The sequence below is a fragment of the Pseudomonas sp. MWU347 genome, assembly GCF_017947305.1.
Taxonomy (GTDB): domain Bacteria; phylum Pseudomonadota; class Gammaproteobacteria; order Pseudomonadales; family Pseudomonadaceae; genus Aquipseudomonas; species Aquipseudomonas putida_A.
The window spans coordinates 330,120-351,646 of record NZ_JAFGZB010000003.1 but is presented as its reverse complement, the minus strand read 5'-3'; the positions used below and the strand labels follow the sequence as shown (position 1 = coordinate 351,646).

The 21,527-nt window shown below is 61.1% G+C and carries 16 protein-coding genes; 5 read left to right on the top strand and 11 right to left on the bottom strand.

The window, feature by feature from the left end:
- Positions 1-27: 27 nt before the first annotated feature.
- Genes fdhE through fdnG form a run of 4 tightly spaced genes read right to left on the bottom strand, consistent with a single transcriptional unit; the run spans position 28 to position 5,621 of the window.
- On the bottom strand, positions 28-954 hold the full coding sequence (fdhE, locus tag KCG87_RS07955) for a formate dehydrogenase accessory protein FdhE (protein ID WP_210557177.1): 927 nt from the start codon (positions 952-954) through the stop codon (positions 28-30).
- A 3-nt stretch (positions 955-957) separates the two neighbouring features.
- On the bottom strand, positions 958-1,623 hold the full coding sequence (locus KCG87_RS07950; protein ID WP_003224974.1) for a formate dehydrogenase subunit gamma: 666 nt from the start codon (positions 1,621-1,623) through the stop codon (positions 958-960).
- Positions 1,620-2,555, bottom strand: coding sequence for a formate dehydrogenase subunit beta (gene fdxH, locus KCG87_RS07945; RefSeq protein WP_098964070.1), 936 nt, complete (start codon positions 2,553-2,555; stop codon positions 1,620-1,622). Before fdxH ends, KCG87_RS07950 begins: the two co-directional genes overlap by 4 nt.
- The gene (gene fdnG / locus KCG87_RS07940; protein WP_210557179.1) at positions 2,556-5,621 is read right to left on the bottom strand and encodes a formate dehydrogenase-N subunit alpha; all 3,066 of its coding nucleotides are present in this window, start codon (positions 5,619-5,621) and stop codon (positions 2,556-2,558) included.
- A 320-nt stretch (positions 5,622-5,941) separates the two neighbouring features.
- On the opposite strand from fdnG, the gene KCG87_RS07935 reads away from it, so the two are divergent.
- The 4 genes from KCG87_RS07935 (at position 5,942) to KCG87_RS07920 (ending at position 9,985) form a co-directional block, all read left to right on the top strand.
- Positions 5,942-7,096 (top strand): PatB family C-S lyase, encoded by a 1,155-nt coding sequence (locus tag KCG87_RS07935; protein WP_210557181.1) that lies wholly within the window; start codon positions 5,942-5,944, stop codon positions 7,094-7,096.
- Positions 7,097-7,293: 197 nt separating this feature from the next.
- A complete protein-coding gene (locus KCG87_RS07930; RefSeq protein WP_027612798.1) occupies positions 7,294-8,151 on the top strand; it encodes a glucose 1-dehydrogenase in 858 nt (285 codons plus the stop codon).
- Positions 8,152-8,157: 6 nt separating this feature from the next.
- On the top strand, positions 8,158-9,501 hold the full coding sequence (locus KCG87_RS07925; RefSeq protein ID WP_210557182.1) for a cation:proton antiporter: 1,344 nt from the start codon (positions 8,158-8,160) through the stop codon (positions 9,499-9,501).
- Positions 9,502-9,688: 187 nt separating this feature from the next.
- A complete protein-coding gene (locus tag KCG87_RS07920; protein ID WP_210557428.1) occupies positions 9,689-9,985 on the top strand; it encodes a hypothetical protein in 297 nt (98 codons plus the stop codon).
- A 54-nt stretch (positions 9,986-10,039) separates the two neighbouring features.
- Here KCG87_RS07920 and KCG87_RS07915 read toward each other — a convergent pair whose 3' ends face one another.
- From KCG87_RS07915 to KCG87_RS07900, 4 genes are all read right to left on the bottom strand, one after another.
- On the bottom strand, positions 10,040-10,576 hold the full coding sequence (locus KCG87_RS07915) for a hypothetical protein (protein ID WP_047597231.1): 537 nt from the start codon (positions 10,574-10,576) through the stop codon (positions 10,040-10,042).
- Between the two features lie 66 nt (positions 10,577-10,642).
- Complete coding sequence (locus tag KCG87_RS07910; protein ID WP_210557183.1) at positions 10,643-12,565, bottom strand: PAS domain-containing sensor histidine kinase; 1,923 nt, start codon at positions 12,563-12,565, stop codon at positions 10,643-10,645.
- Positions 12,566-12,641: 76 nt separating this feature from the next.
- Entirely contained in the window at positions 12,642-14,933 is a 2,292-nt protein-coding gene (locus tag KCG87_RS07905) for an ATP-dependent DNA helicase (protein WP_210557184.1), read from the bottom strand.
- Positions 14,930-16,582, bottom strand: coding sequence for a VRR-NUC domain-containing protein (locus KCG87_RS07900; protein ID WP_210557186.1), 1,653 nt, complete (start codon positions 16,580-16,582; stop codon positions 14,930-14,932). The genes KCG87_RS07905 and KCG87_RS07900 overlap by 4 nt, the downstream gene beginning before the upstream one ends.
- Positions 16,583-16,786: 204 nt before the next feature.
- Between KCG87_RS07900 and KCG87_RS07895 the strand changes: the two genes are divergently transcribed.
- Positions 16,787-17,011, top strand: a complete 225-nt coding sequence (locus KCG87_RS07895) for a YgdI/YgdR family lipoprotein (RefSeq protein WP_064590001.1) — start codon at positions 16,787-16,789, stop codon at positions 17,009-17,011.
- A 121-nt stretch (positions 17,012-17,132) separates the two neighbouring features.
- Here the strand turns inward: KCG87_RS07895 and KCG87_RS07890 are convergent, their stop codons facing one another.
- The 3 genes from KCG87_RS07890 to KCG87_RS07880 form a co-directional block, all read right to left on the bottom strand.
- Positions 17,133-17,507 (bottom strand): hypothetical protein, encoded by a 375-nt coding sequence (locus KCG87_RS07890; RefSeq protein WP_210557188.1) that lies wholly within the window; start codon positions 17,505-17,507, stop codon positions 17,133-17,135.
- 238 nt (positions 17,508-17,745) lie between these two features.
- Complete coding sequence (locus KCG87_RS07885) at positions 17,746-19,599, bottom strand: polyurethanase (RefSeq protein WP_103367040.1); 1,854 nt, start codon at positions 19,597-19,599, stop codon at positions 17,746-17,748.
- Between the two features lie 216 nt (positions 19,600-19,815).
- Positions 19,816-21,504, bottom strand: a complete 1,689-nt coding sequence (locus KCG87_RS07880) for a polyurethanase (protein ID WP_210557193.1) — start codon at positions 21,502-21,504, stop codon at positions 19,816-19,818.
- Positions 21,505-21,527 lie beyond the last annotated feature (23 nt).

The window sequence follows — 21,527 nt, the reverse complement described above, 5'->3', positions numbered from 1 at the left end:
AGTTTTTCAGGAGTGTAGACGCTCTGGTCATTCGTCTCCCGGCGCCAGCATCAGATTCGGTGCCAGACGCTGAAAACCGTCCTGCGCCAGACGCATGTCGAGCAGCAGGCTGCTGAGATCCGCCGACAACGCTTCGCCTTCGGCATCGTTCTCCAGATAAACCAGTTTCAGGTAGCTGTTGCAGCTGGGGCACACCTCCGCACGAATCGGCGCCTGATTGGCGGCGTGGCGATCGTCCTCCAGGCTCAGGTAATCCAGGCCTTTACTCGACTCGCAATACACGCACTTGACCCGCACCACGTGCCATTCGCAGGCGCACAGCGAACACACCAGATAGCGCAGGCCGTTGTGTTTGCCGCGATGGCGGATCACCCCGGCCATCGTCGGCGAACCGCACCCCGGGCACTGGCTGAGGCTGTCGCCGGGTTTCAGTTGCAGGTTCGGTGCGCTGAGCAGCCAGTGGCTCCACGCCGCTTGCAACCCGGCGCCGAGAAACGGCACCAACTGTGCCGGCACCATCGAAAATTGACCGCTGACCAACGCCACCGCCCACGCACGCAACTGGCCGGCACTGGCGCCGCGCAGTGTCGCGAGCGCGTCGACTACGGCGGGTTGATCGGGCGCCACGTAACGTTGCAATAAAGCATCCAGATAAGCCCGCCAAACGTCTTCGCGAACCAGTGTGTCGGCAGCAAACGGCGGCAACCCATGCAACTGACAGGCTTCGATCCTTTGCTTATCAAACGGTACCGTCAGCGGTGGATCGTCGAAAACCTGCTGCTGAGCCCGGCACAATCCGGCGATCAGCCGCAGGTAATCAGCCAGCGGATGCCCCTGAGCCAATTGCTCCAGACGCTGGGCGCGCAGGGTGAACAGATTGTGCGGCGGCAGGTGCAGAAACGGCGGCGAACTGGCCGCCGCTTCGATTTCCCCGGGTTCAAGAATGGTTGCCAAAAGTCAGCCCTTTTTGGTGATCGGTCGCTCCGGCACGTCCGGATTGCGTTCATCGCGGGTGATGTCGCGATACCACAGTTCGTGGTGTTTCCTGGCCCAGGCGCGGCTGACCCAGCCATGCAGCATCGCGTCCACCGAACCCTTGATCCACAGGCCGGCGTAGATGTGCACGATGATGCTGAGGATCAGCACAAACCCGGCCAGTGCATGCAGGAGCATGGCCCAGCGGATCACGGTGATGCCGAAGTACGCACTGAAATACGCACGCCAGATCACCAGACCGGTGAACAGCAAACCGAGCATGCACAGCAGTAAAGTCCAGAACAGCATCTTCTGCCCGGCGTTGTACTTGCCCACCGGCGGCACGCTTTCCTCGTCGTTGACCAGCACCCGATCAATGCGGCGCATCCACTTCCAGTCGTTGTCGATGAAGAAGTTCGCGCGCCAGAAGCGGAACACCAGGCCGAGGAACAACACGAACATCAGCACGCCCATGAACGGGTGCAGAATCCGCGTCCACGGCCCGCCGCCGAACAGGTGGGTCAACCAGAACATCGACGGATGAAACAACGCCAGCCCGGACAGCCCGGCCATGAAGAACAGAATCGCCACCAGCCAGTGATTGGTGCGCTGGTTGGCGGTGTAGCGCAGGATCGTCTTGTTGCTCATGGCCGGTCCTCCCCGCGTGGATCGAAGGTGTGCACCGCCGGATCGACAACATGCACCGAGGTATCGGGCGGCGTCGGATGATCATCCTCTTCGGTGCGATTCGGCCCGATGCGCACATAGTGGAAGAAACCGGCGAGCACCGCCGCACCCATCGCCAGCAGGCCCAACGGTTTGCTGATGCCTTTCCACAAGCCCACCAGCGGGCTGATGGCCGGCGCCTCTGGCAACCCGGCGTAGATCTTCGGCGTATCGGCGTGGTGCAACACATACATCACGTGAGTGCCGCCGACGCCTTCCGGGTCATACAGACCGGCGTTGTCGAAGCCCCGGCTTTTCAGATCGACGATGCGTTCGGCGGCGTGTTCCTTCATGTCTTCCTTGGTGCCGAAGACGATGGCCCCGGTCGGACAGGTTTTCACGCAGGCCGGCTCCAGCCCTACCGCGACGCGGTCGGAACACAAGGTGCATTTGTAGGCCTTGTGATCCTTCTGCGAGATCCGCGGAATGTTGAACGGGCAACCGGTGATGCAATAACCGCAGCCGATGCAGTGGTCCTGATCGAAATCGACGATGCCGTTGGCGTGCTTGATGATCGCCCCGGGACTTGGGCATGCCGCGAGGCACCCCGGCTCGGCGCAATGCATGCAGCCGTCCTTGCGAATCAACCATTCGAGGTTGCCGGCATCGTTTTCGTGTTCGGTGAAGCGCATCAAGGTCCAGGTTTCAGCGCTCAGGTCTTGCGGGTTGTCATAGGTGCCGTGGTTGTGACCGACCTCGTCGCGCAGCTCGTTCCATTCCGAGCAGGCGACCTGGCAGGCCTTGCAGCCGATGCATTTGGTGGTGTCGATCAGCTTGGCGACTTCCTGCTGATTCCGCACCGAGGGCGGCACCGTGGTGGTGGCCGAGCGGGCAATGATGTCTTGGCTGGCCATTTACAGTTTCTCCACGTTGACCAGGAATGACTTGGATTCCGGGGTCTGTGTGTTGCCATCGCCGAGGAACGGCACCAGGGTGTTGGTCAGGTAACCGTGACGCGTCTGGCCGGTGAATCCCCAGTGCAGCGGGATGCCGATCTGATGCACCACCTGGCCGTTGACCTGCAGCGGCCGGATGCGTTTGGTCACCACCGCCACCGCCTCGATGAACCCGCGTTTGCAGCTGACCCGCACCCGATCTCCGGCGGCGATGCCCTTCTCCTTCGCCAGCACTTCGCCGATTTCGACGAACTGCTCAGGCTGGGCAATCGCATTCAACTTGCAATGCTTGCTCCAGAAGTGGAAGTGCTCGGTCAGCCGGTAACTGGTGCCGGCGTACGGGAAGTCCTTGGCCTCGCCGAGGCTTTCCCAGACCGAATCGAAGATCCGCGCCGCCGGGTTGCTGGTGGCTTTCTTGTTTTGCGGGTGCAGCGGGTTGATGCCGATCGGCGTTTCGAACGGCTCGTAGTGCTCGGGGAAAGGCCCTTCGTTCATCTTGTCGACGGCGAAGAACCGCGCCACGCCTTCGGGGTTCATGATGAACGGGTTCATCCCCGCTTCCGGCGGCACATCGGCCTTGTAGTCCGGCACGTCGGTGCCGCCCCAGGCCTTGCCGTTCCACCATACGAGGCGTTTTTTCGGATCCCACGGTTTGCCCGCGACGTCCGCCGAAGCGCGGTTGTAGAGAATCCGCCGGTTGGCCGGCCATGCCCAGGCCCAGCCCTGATGCTGATGCATGCCATACGGGTCGGCATTGTCACGCCGGGCCATCTGGTTGCCGGCCTCGGTCCAGCTGCCGGCGAAGATCCAGCAACCGGACGCGGTGCTGCCGTCGTCCTTGAGCAGGCCGAACCCGGCCAGTTGCGAGCCGGCCTTGACCGCCACGCCGCTGGCATCGGTGAAGTCGGCCATGGCGCTGCCGTTGATCTCTTTGGCCAGCTCCTCCGGCGATGGCTCGTCGGGGATCTTGTACGGCCACGACAGGTTCAGCAGCGGATCGGGGAACTTGCCGCCCTCGGCCTGATAACGCTTGCGCAGGCGCAGGAACAGTTCGCTCATGATGCGAATGTCGGTCTGCGCTTCGCCGGGGCCGTCGGCGCCTTTCCAGTGCCATTGCAGCCAGCGGCTGCTGTTGACCAGCGAGCCGTCCTCCTCGGCAAAGCAGGTGGTCGGCAGGCGAATCACTTCGGTCTGGATCTCGGCGCTTTTCACATCGTTGTACGGCCCGACGTTTTGCCAGAACTCCGAGGTTTCGGTGGCCAGCGGATCCATCACTACCAGCCATTTGAGTTTGGCCAGCGCAGCCATCACCCGGTTCTTGTCCGGCAACGCAGCGATCGGGTTGAAGCCCTGGCACATGTAGCCGTTGACCTTGCCCTGGCTCATCAGGTCGAACATCTTCAGGACGTCGTAGTTGGGGATATCCAGTTTCGGCAGGTAGTCGTAATTCCAGTTGTTCTCCAGCGTCGCGTTGGCGCCGTACCAGGACTTCATCAGGCTGACGTGGAATTTGCTGTAGTTCTGCCAGTAGGACAACTGCCCCGGACGCAACGGCATTTGCGTACGCTTTTTGATAAAGGCGTTGTAGTCCTGCTCGGCATCGCCACCCAGGGTCAGATAGCCCGGCAGCGAGTTGGACAACAACCCGAGGTCGGTCAGGCCCTGAATGTTCGAGTGCCCACGCAAGGCATTGACCCCGCCGCCCGGCATGCCGACGTTGCCCAGCAGCAGTTGCACCATCGCCGCACTGCGGATGATCTGTGCGCCGATCGAATGTTGCGTCCAGCCGAGTGCATAGAGGATGGTCATGGTTTTGCCCGGCGTGGAGCACGTGGCAATCTCATCCCAGATTTTCTGCATGGCATCGACCGGCATGCCGCAGATCTGGCTCGCCAGCTCAATGTTGTAGCGGCTGTAATGCTGCTTCATCAATTGATAGACGCAGCGCGGATCCTGCAGGGTCGGGTCGACCTTGACGAAGCCGTCCTCGCCCAACTCGTAACCCCAGCCGGATTTGTCGGTGTAGCTGCGTTTGGCCGCGTCGTAGCCGCTGAAGATGCCGTCTTCAAAGCCATAGCCGGCTTTGACGATGAACGAGACGTCGGTGTAGTTGCGCACGTATTCGTGCTGGATCTTGTCCTGAGTCAGGAGGTAATTGATCAATCCGCCCATGAAGGCGATGTCGGTACCGGTACGGATCGGCGCGTAATAGTCGGCCACTGAAGCGGTCCGGGTAAAACGCGGGTCGACCACGATCAGCCGGGCAGCGTTATGCGCCTTGGCCTCGGTCACCCATTTGAAGCCGCACGGATGCGCTTCTGCTGCGTTGCCACCCATCACCAGGATCAGATTCGCGTTAGCGATATCGGTCCAGGTGTTGGTCATGGCTCCACGGCCGTACGTCGGGGCAAGACTTGCCACCGTCGGGCCGTGTCAGACACGCGCCTGGTTATCGAAACCCAGCATGCCAAGACTGCGAATCACCTTCTGGGTGATGTAACCGGCTTCGTTGGACGCTGCCGACGCGGCGAGGAACCCGGTGGTCAGCCAGCGATTCACCGTTTGCCCGGTGGAATTTTTCTCGATGAAGTTGGCGTCGCGGTCGGCCTTCATCAGGTCGGCGATGCGATCCAGTGCTTCATCCCAGCTGATCCGGGTCCATTCGCTGCTGCCGGGCTTGCGCATTTGCGGGTATTGCAGGCGGCCCGGGCTGTGAATGAAGTCCAGCAGGCCCGCGCCTTTCGGGCACAGGGTGCCGCGGTTGACCGGGTGGTCGGCGTCGCCCTCGATGTGAATGATATTTTGCGCGACGTTCTTCGCGGCATCGCCCTGGCTGTACATGATCAACCCGCAACCGACCGAGCAATACGGGCAGGTGTTGCGGGTTTCATGGGTGTGGGCAAGCTTGAAGTGACGCACCTGCTCGGCGAAGGCCAGCGTCGGGGCCATGCCCAACGCGCCCAGGCTAGAGCCTGCAAGGCCGATACCGGCGACCTTGAAGAATTGACGACGGCTGAGATCCATCGTGCACTCCTGATCAGGTGGAACCCGGTACTTGAGCCGGGCTTTTTCTGGACAAACACGGTTACGGCAGAATGCCTGCCGGCTTTTTCACTGTAGACAATGACCACACACTCTGTGTGAAAACCGACCGTCGGCCGTTTGTCGGTCTATTCGCCAACGAACACAAAACCCTGTGGGAGCTGGCTTGCCAGCGAAAGCGGTGGATCAGTCAACACTAATAGCGACAGTGACGACGCCATCGCTGGCAAGCCAGCTCCCACATGGGTCGCGTTGGGCTTAGAATGGCGCCCAGGATCCATCCCGCCTTCACGAGACCGCGCATGACTTTCGATTTTGATCAGCTATTCGACCGCCACAACACCGGCAGCACCAAGTGGAGCCGCTACCCGGCCGATGTGTTGCCGATGTGGGTCGCTGATATGGATTTCGCCGCGCCACCGGTGATCATCGAGGCGTTGCAGCAGCGTCTGCTGCACCCGCTGGTGGGTTACAGCGTGGCGCAGGACAACTTGCGTGAAGCCATCGTCGCCGACCTGTGGGACAAGTTCGCCTGGAAGGTCAAACCGCAGGAGCTGATCTTCCTGCCGGGTGTTGAATCCGGTTTCAACATGGCTTTGAAAGCGCTGGTGCAGCCGCAGCAGAACGTCGTGGTGCAGGTGCCGAACTATCCGCCGCTGCGGCATGCACCGGGGCATTGGGGGCTGAACAAGGTCGAGCTGGAATTCGTCGCCCAGGCCGATGGCAGCTACGCCACGCCGCTGGAGACCCTGCGCGAATCGCTGAACGGTGGCGGCGCCCTGCTCTTGAGCAACCCGCACAACCCGATCGGCAAGGTGTTTGGCCGTGAGGAGCTGCAAGCCGTAGCGGATATCTGTGCGGCACAGGACGCCTGGATCATCTCCGACGAGATCCACGCCGAACTGTGCTTCGACGGCCGCGTGCACATTCCGACCGCGTCCCTCAGCCCGGAAATCGCCAAGCGCACCATCACCCTGATGTCGGCGAGCAAGGCCTACAACATCGCCGGCCTCAAGACCTCGTTCATGATCATCCAGGACGCCGCCCTGCGCGAACGCGTCAACCACGCGCGCTGCGGCATGGTCGACAGCGTCAACCCGCTGGGCATGGAAGCCACCCGCGTCGCCTACAGCCAAGGTGCGCCGTGGCTGGCCGAACTGAAAACCTATCTGCAGGCCAACCGCGACTGGTTGGTGGATGCGGTGCGCAGCCGCTTGCCGGGGGTGACGATCAATGTGCCGCAAGGGACGTATCTGGCGTGGCTCGATTGCTCGGCGCTGGACCTGGACAATCCGCAGCAGTTCTTCCTTGAACAGGCCAGTGTCGGTCTGAGCGCCGGGCTGGATTTCGGCGATCAGCACCAACAGTTCGTGCGCCTGAACTTCGGCTGCCCGCGGTCGTTGCTCGAAGAGGGCATCAGCCGCATGGAGCGCGCCCTGACCCAGCGCAATACCTGAAAACACCACCAATCTGTAGGAGTGAGCCTGCTCGCGATAGCTGACTGACATTCAACATCAATGTCGGCTGATACACCGCTATCGCGAGCAGGCTCACTCCTACAATGGTTTTGTGGTCATCCAAAATCCGATCGAACTCACGGCAAATCGTCCAGGTCAACCACCCATACCTGCCCTAAGAACCTCGGAGATCTGTGATGACCGACTATCCAAAACCACCCTTCCCCGCACAAGCCCAAGCCGTCCCCGGTGCGCAAAGCAAAATGCAGCCGTACCCCGACTGCGGCGAGCAAAGCTACGTCGGCTCCGGGCGGCTGGCCGGCAAGATTGCGCTGATTACCGGTGCCGACAGCGGCATTGGCCGCGCGGTGGCGATTGCCTTCGCCCGTGAAGGCGCTGACGTGGTCGTGGCCTATCTGAATGAACATGAAGACGCCAAAGAGACCGCACGCTGGGTTGAACAGGCAGGCCGCCAGTGCCTGTTGCTGTCCGGCGATCTCGCGCACAAGGCCCATTGTCAGGAACTGGTGGACAAGACCGTCGAACGCTTCGGGCGCATCGACATTCTGGTGAACAACGCCGCGTTCCAGATGACCCACGAAACCTTCGAAGAAATCCCCGATGAAGAATGGGTGATGACCTTCGACGTCAACATCACGGCGATTTTCCGGTTGTGCCAGGCAGCGATCAAACACATGCGCCCCGGCGCGTCGATCATCAACACCAGCTCGGTCAACTCGGACATGCCCAAACCGACCCTGCTGGCCTACGCCACCACCAAGGGCGCGATCGCCAACTTCACCGGCGGACTGGCACAGATACTCGGGCCAAAAGAAATCCGCGTGAACTGCGTGGCCCCCGGACCAATCTGGACGCCACTGATCGTCTCGACCATGCCCGATGAAGAGGTGCAGAACTTCGGCAGCGAAACCCCGCTCGGTCGCCCCGGGCAACCGGTGGAAGTGGCGCCAATCTATGTGCTGCTCGCGTCCGATGAAGCCAGTTACATCACCGGTCAGCGCTATGGCGTCACCGGCGGCAAGCCGATGTTGTAAGCCTCCATGAGCTTTGTCATCTGGGTCGCGGTGCTTGGCGCGGTGTTGCTGACCCTCGCGCTGACCTCGTCGTACCTGCGCTGGATGCCGGTCACCACTTCGGCCGTGTGCCTGCTGCTGGGGATCGGCATCGGCCCCAGCGGTCTGGATCTGCTGAAGCTGTCACTGGAAAACGCGTCGGTGTGGATGGAGCACCTCACGGAAGTGGCGGTGCTGTTTTCGCTGTTTGTCTGCGGGCTCAAGCTGCGTCTGCCACTGCGCGACAAGCGTTGGCGGATTGCGTTCGGGCTGGCGGGCCCGGTGATGGTCGTGACCATCGCCGGGGTCAGCGTATTGCTGCACTGGGGCCTGCAACTGTCGTGGGGGCCGTCGCTGCTGATCGGGGCGATGCTCGCGCCGACCGACCCGGTGCTGGCCGCGCTGGTGCAGGTCAACGATGCGCGGGATGTCGACAGCGTGCGCTTCGGCCTGTCCGGTGAAGCCGGGCTTAACGACGGCATCGCTTTTCCGTTCGTGATTCTCGGCTTGCTGCTGTTGCAGGCCGACGCGCAACCCGGCGCCTTGACCGATTGGGTGCTGCACGGTTTGCTCTGGGCGGTGCCGGTCGGTTTGCTGACCGGTTACTGGATGGGTCGCGGCATCGGTCGGTTGACCCTGTCGCTGCGCATCCGTAACGACGACAGCACCCTGAGCCCGAATGATTATCTGGCGCTGTCGCTGATTGCCCTGGCTTACGTCGGCGCAGATGCGATTGGCGGTTATGGTTTTCTGTCGGTATTCGCCGCCGGCCTCGGCTTGCGTCAGGAAGAAGTCAAATCCACCGGCGCCAGCCAGCCGCCCGCCGAACATCTGGTGCAACCGGTGGTCGGCCACCAGAACATCGAACCGCAGCACGCGGTGCACGGCGATACCGAACGACTGGAAAGCAGCCAGGTCGCGGCCGGGATCATGATGGGCGACATGCTCTCATTCGGCAGTCTGGTGGAACGGGCCATGGAAGTGTTTCTGGTGACCCTGCTCGGTGTGGTGCTGGTGCCACATTGGGACTGGCGGGCGTTGGTCATTGGCGCGGTGCTGTTCTGCGTGGTGCGTCCGGCCTGCGTTGCGCTGATGCCATGGGGCACTTTGCTCGACGGTGGTCAGCGGCTGTTGATCGGTTGGTTCGGCATTCGCGGGATCGGCAGTCTGTTCTATCTGTTTTATGCCTTGAACCATGGCCTCAGTCCTTCAGTCGCGACGTTGTGCACCAACATCACCCTGTCCGTGGTAGCGCTGAGCATTTTACTGCATGGCATCAGCACCCAGCCGCTGCTGGCGCGCTACGAACAACGGCAAAAACGAAAAAACTGATTTTTCCGGCGGCAATATGTCGGGAAATCCATCGAAGTTTTTTCTGAAAATAAATGGATCCCTCGGCCAAAACCGACAGTCACAACCATAACCCCTCGCTGGATGCACTCGGCGGGGTCCGGCAGGTTCGGTTCCCCTGCGGCTTGCAGCCCATGAAGAGGAATCTTTGGATAACAAGGTCACGGTCATGAAAGAATGCTCGACTCCGGCACAAATCAAGGCTTGCAGGGCTTTGGCCCTGGAACGCAATCGTCAACTGTTCGAAGATGCCCACGCCCTCAACCGAGCGGCTTACGAGCTGCTGGAAGCGGACAATCTGGACCTCGAACAGTTTGAGTACTATCGAGCACTGCGCCGCAAAGCCGATGCGAAGTTCGAGGAAGCCATCGATCACTTGTGCGTCCTCAACGAAGACTTCCCGCCGATTCCAATGTCACCGCATCACTCGCAGGAATTGCGTCGGCAACTTGAAACCGTCGAATAAAGCACACAAGAAAAAGCCCGGCAGCGATGTCCGGGCTTTTTCTTTGGGCGGCGTTCAGCCCCCAGGGTTGGTCACCTGAATGAACACCGCGTAAGCCCCGAGCAGGATCCAGAACGTGGCGAAAATCCATGGCGTGCGCACCGAAAACAACAGCGACTTGCGATAGCCCTTGTGGCTCGACTCCATTTCACTGAACAGCGGCGACTCGTCGTAAGCCATGCCCATGATCGGCTCGCTGCGCAACAACTCGCTCTGCTTGTAGTGCCAGTGATCGATGATGTCGTACGCCGCACGAATCCCCGGCCAGGCGTTGAGCGAACTGAGCAACCCGAGCAGTGCGAGAAACGGCGGCACCACCAGCGTGAACAGCTTGCCCCACTCGGGGTTGAGGTTGGCCATGCACGAAGCGAAGGCAATCACCAGAAACGACTGCGCCGCCAGATAGGCATCGGTGCGATTGGCGAGGATGCTGGTTTCGTACTGGATTTCCTTGCGATAGAAATCCAGCCGTTCCTTGGGTGAGCCGAACATCTTGGCATCGTGTTCGGTCAGGTGCTCTTCAGCGCTGGGCTGAGTCAGTATGCGGGGCAAGGGACGCGCACTCCGTGGCGGGGAAACCTTTTAGAAGGCCCTCGCCACGGACAAGTTCAGGCGGATTCACTTCATCGACTGCGCGATGATTTCCACCAGGTTGAGCTGGGTGAATGGCTTGGGCAGACGCGGCAATTGCGCGGCAAAGCCTTCCAGACGTTCGGCGTAACCGGTGGCCAGAATGATCGGCAGATCCGGCTTGAGCAAACGCACCGCATGCGCCAGTTGCGCTCCGCTCATCTGCGGCATGGCCATGTCGGTGATCATCAGGTCGATGACTTCGCCCTGTTCGAACAACGCCAGCGCCTTGGCACCGGACGTGGCGCTGATCACGCGATGGCCAAGGTCTTCGAGCAGCAGCGTGGTGCTGGTCATCACCAGCGAATCGTCGTCCACCACCAGCACGCTGAGGCGCGGCACCAACACCGGTTTGACCGCCGGGTAGAGGTTTTTTGCCGTCTCCCCGGCTAACGCCACCGGTATCCACATTTCAGCGCGGGTGCCATGGCCTTTTTCGCTCTTGAGAATGAAACGGCCGCCCAGTTGCTCGATAAAGCCATGCACCATCGACAGGCCCAGCCCGGTGCCCTTGCCCACGCCCTTGGTGGTAAAAAACGGATCCCTGGCCGAACCCAGCGTGGCTTCGTCCATGCCCTCACCCGTGTCGATCACGCTCAGGCACACATAGCGTCCCGCCGCCATTGACGAATGGCTTTGCTCAAGCACGACTTCCGGCTGCGCGCAAATGCACAGGCTGCCACCGTCGGCCATGGCGTCGCGGGCGTTGGTCGCCAGATTGAGCAACGCCAGTTCCAGTTGGTTGCTGTCGGCCAGCACCGGTTGCAGATCCTCGGGAAAGCGTGTCTCGATGCGAATCCCGGGGCCTATCGAGCTGCGCAACAGTCCGGTGATGCCTTGCACCAGTTGCGGAATATCGACCGGCTCGGTCTTGAGTTCCTGACGGCGGGCGAAGGCCAGCATGCGTTGGGTCAGCGATACGCCACGCAATGCACCCTGCGTGGCGTTTTCCAGCAGACGACTGTTTTTCGGGTCGTCACCGATGCGTTTTTGCAGAATCTCCAGATTGCCCAGAATCACCGTCAGCAGATTGTTGAAGTCATGGGCGATGCCGCCGCTGAGCTGACCGATGGCCTGCATCTTCTGCGCCTGAAACAGCGCTTCGCGGGTCTTTTCCAGCGCCACTTGCGACTCATGGGCTTCGGTGACATCGCGGGTGATCTTGGCAAACCCGAGCAGCGTGCCGGTTTCGCCGCGAATGGCATCGACCACCACGTGGGCCAGAAACCGCGTGCCATCCTTGCGCATGCGCCAGCTCTTGTTCTCGAAACGGCCCTCGCGGGTGGCAATCTCCAGTGCCCGTTGCGGTTCGCCGGCCACACGGTCTTCCGGGGTGTAGAAAACCGAAAAATGCTGGCCGATGATTTCTTCCGGCTGGTACCCCTTGATCCGCTGGGCGCCCTGATTCCAGTTGCTCACACGACCTTCGGGGCTGAGCATGTAGATCGCATAATCGGTGACACCCTGCACCAGCAGGCGAAACTGCTGTTCGCTTTGCTTGAGGGTTTCCTCGGCCATCTTGCGGTCGGTCAGGTCACGGGTGATCTTGGCATAGCCGAGCAGTTTGCCGTTGGGATCAATGATCGGATCGATGACCACATGGCACCAGAAGCTGGTGCCATCCTTGCGCACCCGCCAGCCTTCGCCTTCGAAGCGTCCTTCGTGCAGCGCTGTGTCGAGCGCGCGTTGCGGCAGACCCGCCGCACGATCATCGGCGGTATAGAAGCGCGAGAAATGCTCGCCGAGAATCTCCGCCTCTTCGTAGCCCTTGAAGCGTTTGGCGCCGGAGTTCCAGCTGGTGATGATGCCGTCCGGGTCGATCATGTAAATCGCATAATCGACCACCGCATCGATCAGCAGACGGAAACGCATCTCCTCGATCGCGGCAGTTTTGCTCGGGTTGTCACTCATCAGATTCACCGCTGGTTTTCATTAGCGCAAGTATGCGGCAATCCGGCGCCATGGGAAGGTGCAAACGCGCCTCTATTCACGGCATGATCAATGGGTTGATTGAGGACGAGTCGGTGCCGAGCGACCACCAGCGTGGCAGCAGTTGCTGAATGCGCGGTTCGGCGAAGCGGTCATCGATCAGCATCACCACGCCACGATCTTCACGGGTGCGGATCACCCGCCCGGCGGCCTGCACCACTTTCTGCACGCCCGGATACAGATAGGTGTAGTCGTAACCTGCGCCGAAAATCGCCGCCATGCGCCGTTTCAACTGTTCGTTGACCGGGTTGAGCTGGGCCAGCCCCAGGGTCGCAATGAACGCGCCGATCAACCGTGCTCCGGGCAGATCGATACCTTCGCCAAACGCACCGCCCAACACGGCGAAGCCGATGCCCTGGCTGTCGGCGGTGAACTGATCGAGAAAGGCCTGCCGCTGCCCTTCGGCCATGCCCCGGGACTGCTGCCACAGATTGATCTGCGGATGGCGTTCGGCGAGCAGCGTCAGCACTTGTTGCAGGTAATCGAAGCTGCTGAAGAACGCCAGGTAATTGCCCGGGCGCTCGCTGAACTGGCGGGCGATCAGCTCGACGATCGGTTCCAGCGACGCCTGGCGATGATTGAAGCGCGTGGAGATACGGCTGACGATCTGCACTTGCAGCTGTTCGGCGCTGAAGGGTGATTCGACGTCTATGCATACCGTGTCGGCGGGCGTGCCGAGCAGATCGGCGTAATAGCGTCGCGGGCTCAGCGTCGCCGAGAACAACACGCTGCTGCGCGCCGCTTTCAGGCGCGGGCCGATGAACGCCGCCGGCACCACGTTGCGCAGGCACAACTGCGACAGCGGCCGCTTGCGCTCAAGGTCGCGCTTGCTGATGTCGAACAGGTAATGCTCGTCGAACAGCTCCGCCACCCGGCCGAACTGCAGCATGTCGAAGTAGAAGGTTTGCAGTGCGCTGTCGAGTCCCTGCGGATGATCATTGAGGTAGTCGCCGATGGCCGCACTGCACAGCGACACCGCTTGCAGCAGCTTCTCCGGGGCCTTGTCGTAGGCCTGATACGGCGCCAGTTGCGGCTGATGCAGCGCGTTCCATTCACGGTTGACCCGTTGCAGGGATTTTTTCAGCACTTCGGGGGCAGTCTTGCGCACACTGGCCAGCGCGGCCTGATCGAGACTGGCGCTGTACATCGAACGCCCACGTTCGACCAGGTTGTGCGCTTCATCCGCCAGCACCGCAACCTTCCACTGGTTAAGCTGAGCGAGGCCGAACAGCAGCGCGCTGAAATCGAAGTAATAGTTGTAGTCCGCCACCACCACATCGGCCCAGCGGGCCATTTCCTGGCTCAGGTAGTACGGGCAAACCGTGTGCTCACGGGCCACTTCGCGCATCGCCGCCTGATCGAGCAGATTGATCCGGCTGGCCGCTTGCCGGGCGGCGGGCAGGCGATCATAAAAGCCCTGGGCCAACGGGCAGGACTCACCGTGACAGGCTTTGTCCGGGTGTTCGCAGGCCTTGTCGCGGGCGACCATCTCCAGCACCCGCAGCGGCAAGCGTTCAGACTGATCGAACAACACCTGACTGGCATCCAGCGCCAGTTTGCGCCCCGGGGTCTTGGCGGTCAGGAAGAACACCTTGTCCAGTTGCTGCGGCGCCAGCGCCTTGAGCATCGGGAACAGCGTGCCGAGGGTTTTACCGATCCCGGTGGGCGCCTGGGCCATCAGGCAGCGGCCGGTGCTGACCGCTTTGAACACCGATTCGGCCAGATGCCGCTGGCCGGGGCGAAAGTCGGCGTGGGGAAAGCTCAATTGCTGCGCGGCCAGATTGCGCGCCTCGCGATGGGCCATTTCTTGCTCGGCCCAGTTCAGGAACAACCGGCATTGCTGTTCGAAAAAGGCCTGCAAGACTGGCGCACTGAAGGCCTCGACCAGACAGGTTTCCTTTTCGCTGACGATGTCGAAATACACCAGCGCCAGATTGATCTGCTCAAGCTCCAGCTTGCGGCACATCAGCCAGCCGTAGATTTTCGCCTGCGCCCAATGCAGCTGGCGATGGTTGGCCGGTTGCTTGCTCAGGTCGCCGCGATAGGTTTTGACTTCTTCCAGACAGTTCTGCGCCGGGTCGTAGCCGTCCGCCCTGCCCCTGACCTTCAACTGCAGAAACTCGCCTTCCAGTGCCACTTCGCTTTGGTATTTGTCGCTGCGCCGCGAGGCCACGGTGCGGTGCCCGAGCATGCCTTCGAGGGCTGTCGGCGAAGGGGTAAAACGCAGGTCGAGGTCGCCGGTCTTGGCGGTGAACTCGCACAGCGCGCGGACGGCAATGCTGTAGCTCAAGCGCTCTGCTCCGCCCATTGCACGTAGCACACGGCGACCGGCATCTGGTGTTGGTGGCAAAATTCCAGCCAGCGCAGTTGGTTGTCCTGCAAGCGGTCACCGGGGCCTTTGACTTCGATCATCCGGTAGGTCTTGTGCTGCGGCCAGAACTGGATCAGATCCGGCATGCCGGCGCGATTGGCCTTGATGTCGAGCAGCAGGCGATTGAACCATTGCTTGAGGTGTTCCGCCGGCAAACACGCCAGCGCCTGCTCCAGCAGTTGCTCATTCAACGCGCCCCAGAACACGAACGGCGACTGCACGCCCCATTTGGCGGCGAAGCGCTCACGAATGGTCGCCGCATAACGGCCGTCGTCGAGTTGGTCGAGGCAAGCCTGAAACAGTTCGGCGCGGCGTTGCTGAAAGTCTTCGTTGAGCAGATCCACCGGCCCGCGCTGAAACGGATGAAAGAACGCTCCCGGCAGCGGCGCAAAAATCGCCGGCCAGCACAACAGGCCGAACAGCGAGTTGATCAGGCTGTTCTCGACGTAGTGCACCGGGCCGCTGTCTTCGTGCAAATGCGCCTGCACGTAAAACTCCACTGACAATCCCGGATCAGTGCGCGGCAGTTGCAGATCAAGGCGCTCGACCGGGCGTGGCGTTGCCCGTTTGAGCGGTGGCCCGCCGAGTTTGCGTCGCAGCCGTGGCAGCATCCGTTGCAGACTCTGCTGCTCCGCAGCGCTTTCCGGCGCCTGTTCGGCGAGGCTGGCGAGCTCCAGCGCCAGTGCGTATTCGCCACAGCGCTCCAGCACGCGGATCATTCGCTGACGGGCGCCGGGGTAGGCGCAATCGCGGTAAATGCTCAGCGCCAGGGCGAACTCAGTGATGCGCTCGCAATACTGGCCGATCTGGAACAGCACCTTGCCACGCCGCCGTTGCAGCCACGGGTTGTCGAACTGCAGCGCGCTGACCTGCTCGACAATGGGCTCCAACGGTTCACCGGCTTCGAAACGCTGTTGACACTGATGCAGGAACAGGCAGGCGTCAACGTCCTCTCGACTGCGCAGACCACGGGAGTCGGCGCAGAACTCGACTTTTTCGTAGGTAAAGATCCCGAGGTCGGCGAGGACGAATTCCGACCAGTCCTGATAAAGGTTGCCGAAGAACATCAGACGCAGGCGGTCGCACAGGTCCATGATGGTCAGGCTGAGCAAGCGGTCGCCGAGCGTCGGTGCCCAATCGGAGAGGCTGCGCGACTCGCTGAATTGCTCGGCGAGCGCCGGCAGCCAGTCGTCCTTGCGGCCCTTGGGTTGCTCGATAAAGCTGCCGAACGCCTGCAGCAGCTCAGCCTTGAGCAACACGTCGAACACTTCGGGCATGCTCAATAAAGCCTGATCGTCGAGCCAGCCGAGACGCAACAACGGCTGCGCGGCGTTGCTGATGTCCCCGATTTCCGGGTAGTTGAGTTTGCCGAAGCGGAAATGCACGCCCTTGCGCATTATCATGCGCACCAGCAAACCCTGCGAAGCGCGTGGCAAGGCCTTGAAGTCGCGGATAAAGCCGTGCTCGGATTCGCTCATCACATCGGCATAGCGAAGCTCAAGCCAATCAAGCACTTGCCGGAAGTTGTTGAGGTAATAGAACGGATAGTCGAGCGGGTTGGCAGTCACGGTAATTCAGGGCCATGGCGAGCGAATACTGGTTATGCGTACAGATACCAGCTCTGCCCCGTCGCGTGCAAACGGAAAAAGATCAGTGGCAGCGCAATCGGGATTTTTTCAGGGTGCCATCGAACTTTTCCCCGTTCGATGGCACCAACCGCGTTAGAGACCGAAGTCGGTCAATTGATATGGAATGAGGGATTTGAGGTGGGTATGAACATCAAGACTCTGGGTCTTCCCCTGGCGGTAGCAGCCTTCCTGGCATTGGGCGGCTGCTCGACACCGACCGTGGTGACCTTGCAGAACGGCACTCAGTATTTGACCAAGGACATGCCGAAAACCAAAAACAAGGACGGGTTCTATGAGTTCGAGGATATTTCCGGGACCAAGGTGAGAGTCCGCGGCGACGAGGTCGCGACGGTGCGCAAAGAAGACTGACCACCCGATAACCCTGTAGGAGCTGCCGCAGGCTGCGATCTTTTGACTTTGTTTTTCAAGATCAAAATCAAAAGATCGCAGCCTGCGGCAGCTCCTACAGGGGAAGTGTTATCCGCCTGGGTTATTCGAAAGCAGGCAGACCCACAATGCTGTGATCACAGCTGAAATACTGTTCACCCCGCCGCGCCAGCTCGGCTTGCAGACGTCGGCAGCGCTCCAGATCCTGCTGGGTCATGCGGTCAATGCTCAGATTGCCAGTGGCCTGCTGCTGTTTGCCGTCACCCAGGCGAATGGTCACGAACGGCTGTTCGGGCTGGATCTGAAACAGGCTTTTCTCTTCGACCGGCTCGGCTGCTTCGGTCTTCGCCGGTTTCGGCAATTGATCGCTACTGATGCCGTAGCGGCTCAGAATCGAGGTTTGAGGCAGATCGGCCCAGGCATTGGCCGATAACAGCGCCAGTCCGACAATCCCGATATACCCCTTGAACCTTTTCACGTGTGCATCTCCTGTACTCAATGGCGGCTGGCTATAGAACGTGTGTGCACGTGCTGGCTTTAGGCCGCTTCTGCTGTTTGCAGAGCTTTTGAGTCAGGGTGTGGCTGTTGAGTCACTTTTGATACCGAGTTGTGGCGAGGGAGCTTGCTCCCGCTTGAGCGCGTAGCGCTCACAAAATCTTCAGGGCCGCTTCGCGACCCAGCGGGAGCAAGCTCCCTCGCCACAGGTTACGGATGCATCAGGCGATCACAATTCCATCGGCACTGAGGCTATTCAGCGCCACCCCAACCAGCGTCACCGAATCCCCGCCAAACTTCAGCACCGTGTCCTGCCCCACCATCGAGGCATGCGCGCGGAAGTCGTCATTGGGCAACACGCCCTGCACGCCAAGGAATACCAGTTTGTCGTTGGACGTAAAACCCACCACCCGATCCTGACCGAACGCGCCGTTGAACAGGAACGTATCCGCCCCGCCCCCGGACTCCATCAGGTCATTGCCGGCGCCACCGACAAACACGTCGTTGCCGACGCCGCCAATCAAATGATCGTTGCCATCCAGACCAAACAACCAGTCACCGCCGGCATGCGCCTTGAGCGTATCGGCGCCATTGGTGCCCTTCACGCTGGACTCATACTGCGTGACGTTGCTGCCGACCTTCAGACCGCTGGCCGTGACGCTGTGGGTCACGTCGTCCTTGAACAGGCCCCAGAGGAAGCCCGGCTCCTTGGTGACGATGCTGCCGATGTCGCGGGTGATGCTGATCCCGCCGTTGGCGTCGCGCACGTACAGATTGCCCGCGCCGTCGTTGGCGAAGTCGAAAGTGTTCACCGATTTCTGCAAGTCGAGGGTGTTGTTGCCGGCGCCACCGAGGATGACGTTGTAGCCGCCAGCGTCGCGGAAGGTGTCGTTGCCGGCGCGACCTTCGAGGTAGTCATTGCCGCTGCCGCCCTGGATCAGGTCATTACTGTCACTGCCGATGATGAAGGTGCTGCCCTTGTGGGTTTCGGCGTTGCGGTTGAGGTCCTGCACCCAGGTGTTGGCCCGCGCCGGATCCGACAGGTTGGCGACGATGATCGTCGAGTCCTTGCTGGTCAGGTCGTAGAACTTCGACTCGATGATGCGGTTCATGCCGTCGCCGTAAGCGGTCGGCAGGTGCGAGATCCAGGTTGGGATGTTGAGGATGGAAAACGGCAGCAAATTCCACGCGGTCGAGGCGTAGTGATCGTTGAAGCTGACGATATTGTCAGTGGCCGACTCCTTGGGCGCGTCGTGCACGCCGACCGAGGCGCCGGTGAAGGTCGAGCCGTCGAGGGCGCGGAACACCGGATCGTTTTCGTAACCGACGTTGAGCACTTTGTCGGTGCTGCTCTGGGTCGGTGAGGCGTAGGCGATGTAGTTGGAATCGGCGAAGAACCCGCCCCACTTGCCGCCACTCAGGTCAGCCATGCTGTTGACCGCCAGCCCGCCGAGGCTGTGGCCGCTGACCAGCACGTCCTTGCCCGAAAGGCCGTTGGCCTTGGCAAACGCCACCACATCATTGAGCAGATTGCCGAACGCTTCGCCGACGTAATTCTTGGCGTAGTCCTTGGGACCGAACGCTGCCAGCAGGTCGTTGATCACGTCGCCGATGGAATCGAGGATCAGGTTTTCCCGCGGGCCGCTGGTGCCGCGAAAGGCGATACCGATTTCCGTGAGATGGCCCTGGGCGTCGTACTTGCCGAGGATTTCCACCTGGGCGGTGGTGTAACCGGCCTTCTCGCCGAAGAAGGTTCCGCGCGCGTCGGTCTTGCCGTCGTAGCCCAGTTGCGAGGCGGTGATCGGTGTCCAGCCAGCCTTTTTCACCGCGTCGAGGGCGAGTTTTTCCGAGTCGGGGTTCCACGGAATACCGGGGATCACCCCTTGCGAATCAGTACCGCCGAGCAGCGCAGTCACCAACGTGGCCGGCAGGCCGAGACCGAAGCCGTTGTGCTGATAACCGGCGGCAAAGCCGTTATCGAGGTTGTGGTAGGAATACAGCGTGATCGCCATGGCATCGCTGAACAGCGCCTTGGAATCGGCTGTGCCGAAGTTCTTGTAGTCATACACACCCATTGCTATTGCCTCTCTTTTGTTGGAATTGTCAGAGATAGCTCACAGCCAGGGCGCCCCTCACGGGCACGCCCCGGAGCATTTCAGTACTACTTGCATTGCTTTTAACTGTAGGAGTGAGCCTGCTCGCGATGAGACCGTGTCAGGCAACATGGATGGAGACTGACTGACCGCGATCGCGAGCAGGCTCACTCCTACAGGGTTTGTCTTAACAAGGAGCTAGGCGAACACGAACGCCGAGTCCGACAGGTTAGCCACTCCCACCCCGACCAGGGTCACGGCATATTCGCCAATCTTCAGCACGGTATCAGCCCCCGACTGTGCAGCATGCTGCTTGTAGTCGTAGCCCTGCCCCGCGCCTTCGACGCCCATGAACACCAGTTTGTCGCTGCCCTGATAGCCATTGATCGCGTCGAAACCGAACGCGCCGCTGAACAGGAAGGTGTTGTTGCCACCCACCGCCGTCATCACGTCGTTGCCTGCGCCGCCGACGAAGGTCACGTGGCCCTTGTCGCTGATCAGCTTGTCATCGCCACCCAGCCCGAACAGCCAGTCACCGTCGGCGCTGGCGTGTAGTGCGTTGCCATACGCATCGCCGTTGAGCGAATGGGTGTACTGGGTCAGTTCGCTGCCATTGGTCAAACCCTTGGCCGTGACACCCCAGGTGATTTCCTTGCTGCCCCACCACGAACCCGACTCCTTGCTCACCAGCGCGCCGATGTCGCGGGTCATGCTGATGCCGCCGTAGGCGTCGCGCACGTACAGCGTGCCGTCACCGTCGTTGGCGAAGCTGAAGTTCTGCAGCGGTTTCTGCAGCTCGAAGGTGTTATGGCCCTGACCACCGAGGAGGATGTTGAAACCACCGTCATCGCGGAAGCGGTCATCGCCGCCCAGGCCTTCGAGGAAGTCGTTACCCGCCCCGCCCTTGAGCCAGTCGTTGCTCTGCGTGCCGATGATGAAGGTGCTGCCGGTGTGCGGCTCGCCGCTGCGCCCCAGATCCTCGACCCAGGTCTTGCCCCGGGACGATTCCTCAAGGTTGGAGACGATGAGGGTCGAGTCCTTGTGCGTGAGGTTGTAGAACTTCGAATCGATCACCCGGTTCAAGCCATCGGCATACCCGAGCGAGCTGTGGGCCGACCAGTTCAGCGGATTGACGATGCTGAACGGCACCAGGTTCTGCGCGGTGGACGCATAGTTGTCGGTGAAATTGACGATGTTGTCGGTGGTCGACTCGTGCGGCCCGTCGTGCTTGCCCAGCGAACCGCTGCTGAACGTGGTGCCGTCCAGCGCACGGAACACCGGATCGTTTTCGTAACCGATGTTCAGCACGTTGTTGCCGGTGCTGCTCTGGGTCGGCGAAGCGAACGCGATGTAGTTGGCGTCCTTGAAGAAACCGCCCCAGTTGCTGGCACTCAACTCGGCCACGCTGTTGACCCCTAGCCCGCCGAGGCTGTGGCCGCTGAACAGCACGTCCTTGGCGGCGATGCCGTTGGCGATGGCAAACGCGGCAACGGACTTGAGCAGGTTGTCGAAGGCGTTTTTCGCGTAGTTGCTCGCGTAATCCGATGGGCCGATGGCGGCCAGCAGGTTGTTCTTCATGTCGCCGAAGGTGTCGCTGTAACCCAGCCCGCCAGTGCCGCGAAAGGCCACGCCGAGGCCGATCAGCTTGCCGCCGGCGTCGTACTTGCCGAGCACTTCAGCCTCGGCGCTGGTGAAGCCGTCCTTCTCGCCGAAGAACGTGCCTTGGGCGCCGACCTTGCCCTGATAACCCAGCGCCGTGGCGCTGAGCGGTTTCCAGGCGGTGGCCGGCAACGGCTGGCCGGTTGGCGTGTAGGCATACAGCGTCAGTGCGATGGCATCGCTGTATAACGCTTTGCCGTCGGCATTTTTATAATCGAACAATCCCATGTTGTGCTCTCTCTTCCTTCAAA